The sequence below is a fragment of the Protofrankia sp. Cr1 genome, assembly GCF_963555865.1.
GTDB lineage: Bacteria > Actinomycetota > Actinomycetes > Frankiales > Frankiaceae > Protofrankia.
The window spans coordinates 1-3,879 of sequence record NZ_CAUVXO010000487.1 but is presented as its reverse complement, the minus strand read 5'-3'; the positions used below and the strand labels follow the sequence as shown (position 1 = coordinate 3,879).

At 68.9% G+C, this 3,879-nt stretch carries 4 protein-coding genes; all 4 read left to right on the top strand.

Features of this window, described 5'->3' with window-relative positions:
• The first annotated feature begins 217 nt into the window (after nt 1-217).
• The 4 genes from U9980_RS24295 (at nt 218) to U9980_RS24280 (ending at nt 3,814) form a co-directional block, all read left to right on the top strand.
• Nucleotides 218-1,459 (top strand): hypothetical protein, encoded by a 1,242-nt coding sequence (locus U9980_RS24295; RefSeq protein ID WP_322770056.1) that lies wholly within the window; start codon nt 218-220, stop codon nt 1,457-1,459.
• 35 nt (nt 1,460-1,494) lie between these two features.
• The gene (locus U9980_RS24290; RefSeq protein WP_416210386.1) at nt 1,495-2,577 is read left to right on the top strand and encodes an asparaginase; all 1,083 of its coding nucleotides are present in this window, start codon (nt 1,495-1,497) and stop codon (nt 2,575-2,577) included.
• Complete coding sequence (locus U9980_RS24285; RefSeq protein ID WP_322770054.1) at nt 2,559-3,035, top strand: PPC domain-containing DNA-binding protein; 477 nt, start codon at nt 2,559-2,561, stop codon at nt 3,033-3,035. The genes U9980_RS24290 and U9980_RS24285 overlap by 19 nt, the downstream gene beginning before the upstream one ends.
• A gap of 173 nt (nt 3,036-3,208) precedes the next feature.
• A complete protein-coding gene (locus U9980_RS24280) occupies nt 3,209-3,814 on the top strand; it encodes an NUDIX hydrolase (RefSeq protein WP_322770053.1) in 606 nt (201 codons plus the stop codon).
• The last annotated feature ends 65 nt before the right edge of the window (nt 3,815-3,879 follow it).

Below are 3,879 nucleotides of genomic sequence, written 5' to 3'. Positions count from 1 at the left end.
CAGCCCGGCCGATCTACTCCTCCTCAACAAGGGCGATTCTTCGAAGACAACAGATCGCAGTCGGTGCAGTGAGCCGCCGGTCGTCGCGCGTCGGGAGAGCCAACCGACAGCACGGTATCGGACAGCGGTTCGGGCCAGCACATCGGTGCCGTCTGTTCTGGCGTCGCCGCATCCGATCGCAGCCGATGTTTTTGGTCAACCGTGGCAGAAGGAGATTATGCGCGGCTGCCAGCGGGAGGCAGGTGACACCGACAAGCGTGTAGCGGGTTCGCTGTTGGCCGGATCGCCGGTATCCCCGATCCGGGCTGTCGCGGCAGCGGGAAGCCGGGTCAGTCTCCTGGCTCCCAGCGGCCGGTTCTTCTCGGGGACAACCGTCGACGCCTGGATGTACCCGGCGGTCGCCGGCAGCAGGATCCTCGCCACCGTTCCACCCGGCCACCTGGATGATCCGCTGCTTCGCACAGCTCGCCGGGTATTGATGGTCGGCGTGACCGACGACGGCGACGCGCCTGGACTCTTCGGGATGGACGCCCGGTTGGCCCGCTGTCGGCTGACAGGCGGGTCAAAAAAGGCCCGGCTGGTGATACCGCAGGCATACGCCTTGGACGACGTGACCTCAGGAATCGTGTGGGCGGTCGCCAACATGGACGAAGCCCTGCTTGCCGACGACGCCGCGTTAGACGGCTGCCGCCGACAAGCCACCGGCTACACGCATTTACCGCGCTCCGCGGTCAGTCGCGACATCGCAGACGGTCTGGATACCGTGTCGCAGATGTGGCTGGGTTCGGCGTTCTGCGCCGGGCACATCCTGCGGCACGCGAGGGACTTCGGTGACGCACCGGTATTCTGGACCCGGGAACAGCGCGGTGAAGAGGCGAGCGCCTGGCTGCTGTTCGCCCATAAATACGCCTACCTGGCCGCTCTCGCTGGCCGGGACCCGAGAACCGAGTCGTCACGGGTACTGTGCGTCCCACCAGATACGGTCACCTCATCACCCGGCCCGGAACGGATTCTCCTCCTGCTCGCGGTGGCGCTGATGGAATCCTTCGGCATTCACGTCGAAGTGTGCCCCGACCTGGACTATGCAGCGGTGGGGGGTTTCGTCCTCGACCCGCGGCGACGCGCGGTCGTCGCCAACTGGGTCGACGCGGACGGCATCTGGCACGTGGACATCACCGACAACCGGACGGCCATGCGGGAATACGCCGACGCCTGCGGTTATGCCCGCGCCCACTCGGTCATCAGCGCATCGGCCTCCGCACCGCGGCTGCATGCCCTGGCCGACTACCTGGACCTCGACTGGCCCTGGATGGTCCAGCGATGCGCGGAACTGGGAGAGTACGGATGCACCGGGCTGGTCGCACCGCATAGCCGGCTGCTCTCGCTCGCCGGCGTGGACCGAGCCTGCCGCTACCTGGGCGCGCTTGACCGGTCGGCGACCCGAACCTCTGCCACCTGACCTGGAGGGCACACATCGTGGCTGTCAGTCCCGGGATGCCCGGCCGTCGGGTGATTGTCTACGGGCTCGGCGGCACGATCGCCATGACCGCAGCCGGCAGCGACGGGGTGGCACCCACACTGTCCACGGCCCAGCTGGTCGCCTCGGTGCCCGGTCTGGCGGCAACCGGCATCGGCGTCGAGGTCGAGGATTTCCGCCGGCTCCCCGGCGCTTCCCTGACCTTCGACGACATCACCGCCCTGGCCCAGTCGGTGCACGAACTCACCACCGCCGATCCGGGCATCGACGGGGTGGTCGTCGTCCAGGGCACCGACACCATCGAGGAAACCGCTTACCTGCTCGACCTGCTCCACCCCGAGGCCTGCCCCGTCGTGGTGACCGGCGCGATGCGCCCCCCGCAGCTGGCCGGCGCGGACGGACCAGCCAACCTCCTGGCCGCCATCGCGGTCGCGGCCAACCCCCACACCGGCGATCAAGGATGTTTGGTGGTGCTCGCCGACGAGATCCACGCCGCCCGCCGGGTCCGCAAAACCCACACCAGCGCGGGCGCCACCTTCCGCTCCCCCACCGGCGGGCCTCTGGGCTACCTGGTCGAAGGCCAACCGCGAATGGTCAACCGTCTGACCCACCGCACGGTCCTACCCCGGCCGGCCGCCGGCAGCCCACCGCCCCGGGTGGCATTGGTGACCATCGTCCTGGGCGACGACGGACTCCTGCTGGAACACCTGCCCGGCCACCTCGACGGGCTGGTCGTCGCCGCCTTCGGCGTCGGCCACGTCCCGGCCGCGCTGGTGCCCCTCCTCGACACTCTCGCCCGGCGCATCCCGGTCGTGCTGGCCTCCCGCACCGGCGCCGGCTCCGTCGCCGCGGCCACCTACGGATTCCCCGGCTCCGAACGGGACCTGCTGGGCCGCGGACTGATCTCAGCAGGGTTCCTCGACCCGCTCAAAGCCCGCATCCTGCTGCACACCCTGCTCACCGCCGGCAGCGACAGGCCGACCATGACCGCGGCGTTCGGTGTGGCCGGTGGCTACACCGATCCGGCCCGCTGGCCGTGGCCGCGCCCAGGTCGCACCGACAGCCAGCCACGGAGCCCGGGATGCGTAGCCACGAACTGACCCTGGGCCGCCGATTCGCGGTCGCCTTCGACCACGGTGAGGACTTCTTCACCGCCCTGACCGACTTCTGCCGCGCCAACGACGTCCGCCACGGCTACATCCCGATGTTCATCGCCGGCTTCAGCGCGGTGGACGTCGTCGGCACCTGCGGGAAGATCGACGACGTCGACGCGCCGGTCTGGTCCAGCGTCCACCTGACCCAGGTCGAAGCCCACGGCGGCGGCACCCTGGCCTACGACCACGCCCACGATCGGATCCAGCCGCACATCCACGTCTGCGTCGGACTCAAGCACCACAGCGCCACCGGCCACACCAGCCACCTGCTCGCCGCCCGCGTCCAGTTCCTCACCGAAATGATCGTCATCGAAGTGACCGACCCGCCGCTGCGCCGGGAGCCCGACCCCAACCTGTACGACGTGCCCCTGCTGCGCTTCCACCCCGGTGCGACGTCGACGTAGCCGCCTCAGCCGGGGCGAGCTGTCCCCTGTCCGGCCGGGAGCGTCGTCAACCCAGGCCGGTCGGCGACCCGGTAGCGTCACGGCGGGCCTTGCTCACGCGTGGCGGGATGCCACGCGTGGGTGGCCTGTGTTCGACTGGCCTGTTGTCTCAACTGGATCCGTGGGAGGTTTCGGTGCCGCTGCTCGACGACCAGCCCCGTTCGGTGGTTGCCGACCTGGTAGCCGGAGTGTTGCCGTACGACAGGCAGGAGGCCTCCGACCAGGCAGAGATTCTTCGGTGGGTGGCCTCGGGCGCGCCCCTGTTTCGGGTCCGGCCGCCGGCGACACCTCCTCGTCACCTCGCTGTGTACTTCGCGCTGCTGGACGAGGGCGGTCGGCAGGTCATGCTGGTCGATCACATCAAGGCCGGCTGCTGGTTGCTGCCAGGGGGCCACGTCGATGACGGCGAGGATCCGAGGGCGACGGTGGTCCGCGAGGCGGAGGAGGAACTGGGCATCGCGGCGCGGTTCCATGAGGGCCTCGGTGGGGGGCTGCCGTTCTTCCTGACGGTGACGCAGACCCGCGGAGCGCACAGCCATACCGATGTGACCGTGTGGTTCGTGCTGACGGCCGACCGGGATGAGGCGATTCGGCCCGATCTCGGCGAGTTCCGCGGGGTGAGCTGGTTCGGGTTGGACGAGCCCATCGAGTGGAACACGAGCACCTTCGATCCGCAGATGCACCGGTTCATCGCCAAGTTGAGGACGGCGTTGGTCGCGACAGGCGCGTCAACGCACTGAGTGGTCCGGTTGACTGGGAAGATCAATAACAATGTGCAAGGCGGCATGGTCGGACAGTTCCTGAT

What these genes read in the sequence shown, in the direction of transcription:
- U9980_RS24285 (WP_322770054.1), top strand. Translation starts at nt 2,559, where the DNA reads ATGCGTAGCCACGAACTGACCCTGGGCCGCCGATTCGCGGTCGCCTTC.
- U9980_RS24290 (WP_416210386.1), top strand. Translation starts at nt 1,495, where the DNA reads ATGCCCGGCCGTCGGGTGATTGTCTACGGGCTCGGCGGCACGATCGCC.
- U9980_RS24295 (WP_322770056.1), top strand. Translation starts at nt 218, where the DNA reads ATGCGCGGCTGCCAGCGGGAGGCAGGTGACACCGACAAGCGTGTAGCG.